At 69.4% G+C, this 2249-nt stretch carries 3 protein-coding genes; all 3 read right to left on the bottom strand.

The window, feature by feature from the left end; all coding sequences use genetic code 11:
- Positions 1–749 (bottom strand): MBOAT family O-acyltransferase (locus V7D28_RS14960; protein WP_442957950.1); only part of this gene is annotated, 749 nt, incomplete at its 3' end.
- Between the two features lie 24 nt (positions 750–773).
- Positions 774–1472 (bottom strand): hypothetical protein, encoded by a 699-nt coding sequence (locus tag V7D28_RS14965; protein WP_333588177.1) that lies wholly within the window; start codon positions 1470–1472, stop codon positions 774–776.
- Positions 1473–1690: 218 nt separating this feature from the next.
- Positions 1691–2249 (bottom strand): MFS transporter (locus V7D28_RS14970; RefSeq protein WP_333588178.1); only part of this gene is annotated, 559 nt, incomplete at its 5' end.

The raw sequence follows: 2249 nt of genomic DNA on the forward strand, positions 1-2249 counted from the left end.
GCCAGGCCGATCGCCATGTTCGAATAGCCGCAGAAGTCGAAGTAGATCTGCAGGGTGTACGCCCAGGCGCCCAGCCAGGCGGCCGTGGCGGTGAGCGCGGTCCCCTCCAGGCCGAACGCATGGTCGGCCAGCGCCGCCACCGTGTTGGCCACCAGCACCTTCTGGGCGAGGCCCACGATGAAGTACTGCACGCCCAGGCCGATGTGACCGCTCTTGCGGCGGTCGGCGTGCATCTCGTCGCGGATGTCGGCGTAGCGGACGATGGGCCCGGCGATCAGGTGCGGGAACATCAGGATGTAGGCGGCGAAGCGCAACGGGTCGCGCTCCACCTTCACCGTGCCGCGATGGACGTCCACGACGTAGCTGACCAGCTGGAACGTGAAGAAGGAGATGCCCAGCGGCAGGGTCGTCTCGATCGCCGGCAGCGGGTCGCCCGGCAGGGCCGTGTTGAGGTTCGCCGCGATGAAGCCGGCGTACTTGAACCAGGCCAGGACGGCGAAGTCGGCGACGACCAGGCTCACGAGCAGGGCGAGCCGTCCGCGGGGGGTCTTCGCGGCGGCTATGGCCAGCGAGCCCGCGTAGTTCAGGGCGATCAGCCCGCCCAGCAGGAAGACGTAGGCGCCCTCCCCCCAGACGTAGAAGGCGGCGCTGCCGACCAGGAGGGCTCCCGCGCGCCAGCCCGATGCGTAGTAGCCCACCAGGAAGACCGGCAGGAAATAGAAGATGAAGATGACCGAACTGAAGACCATCCGCCGCCCCCCGACGCCGGATCCCTAGGATTTGGGCGCCGGCGTGGGGGCCTGATCTGCGGCGGGCGCCGCCACGGCCGGGTCGGCCGGCGGCGGGTTCGGGTTTTCCGCGATGGCCACCTGGTGGATCACGAAGCGGCCGCCGGGGCGGTCCTCGATGTCCAGGCGGATCTGGTCGATCATCGATTGGGTCCAGTCGGGACCGCCCTGCGCCTGGCGGCGCATGTCGTAGACCAGGGTGACGGTCTCGTTGAGCTTGGGCGCCTCGTTGTCCACGGGCTTGCCGAGCCAGCTGATCCCCTCGCCGTGGGCGGCGGTGGAATAGTAGAGCGCGCCGTCCCAGGCTTCGCCCGCGCCCACGCGGGTGAGGCGCACGATCACGAGCGGATACTGGCCGCCGGGGATCGCCAGGCCGCGCGGCGAGCGGACCGTGGGATCGGCGATGGTGACGGCGAGCCCCTGGCCATCGGCGGGCGCCAGCTGGCTGCCCACGCCCGTGAAGCCGTCGGTGGAGCCGTCGAACGTCCAGAGCTTGGCCGTGCGAAGGGGAACGCCGCCCATTTCAAACGCGCCGGCGGTGGGGTTCCAACGCACCGAAGCCGCCCGCTCCGTCGCCGGCGCGGCCGGACCGGCGGCCGCGGGGGCCGCAGGCGTCTCGGCCTTGCGGTCGCACGAGGCGAGGAGGACGGCGGCGAGGCTCAGGACGATCAAGCCGGATTTCACGAAGGGCTCCTCTGGACGAGCGGAATCATCGTGCGGTCTAGCATGCCGCGACGCTACGCCGCCACGCCCCGCCATGGCCAAAAAAAAAGGCCGCGCCGTTGCGGGCGCGGCCAGTTCATAGGGAGGAAACGCCCCGAAGGGCGAGATCCACTTTCACGCTGCAGCGCACAAAATCAAGTGAAATTTCATCTGAAGTGGAATTCCTGCGACATCCTGTCCTAGGCCACCCAGTCGCGGCGCAGCCGCAGCGCGGCCAGCCCGAACAGGGCGGCGCTGAGCACATAGAAGCCCAGGCCCGAATAGATGGCGTAGCGCAGAGCTTCGGCCCCGAACCGCGGGGTCAGCGCGTCGGAGACCGCGCCGAAGAACCAGGTGCCGAGTCCCAGGCCGATGAGGTTGTTCACGAACAGGAAGCAGGCCGAGGCGGTGGACCGCTGCGCCGCTGGAACCAGGTGCTGCACTGCAGTGATGACCGGCCCGAGCCAGACCAGGTTCAGGCCCGTCGGGATCAGGAACAGTACGAAGGCCACGGGCAGGCTGGTCGCCTGGACGGCCATGAAGAAGCACGGAAGCGCGATCAGGAAGGCCACGGCCGGGACGAGCAGATAGGCCTGCGGCCTCGCCTGCCCCAGCCGGTCGCCGAGCCAGCCGCCCGCCCAGACGCCGAGCACACCGCCCACCAGGGTCATCGAGCCCAGGAATAGAGAGCGGTCCACCAGGCCCATGCCCAGGCTGCGCTCGAAGAAGGACGGCAGCCAGAAGGCGACCCCATAGCCG

This window comes from Phenylobacterium sp., from assembly GCF_036723115.1.
Classification (GTDB): domain Bacteria; phylum Pseudomonadota; class Alphaproteobacteria; order Caulobacterales; family Caulobacteraceae; genus Phenylobacterium.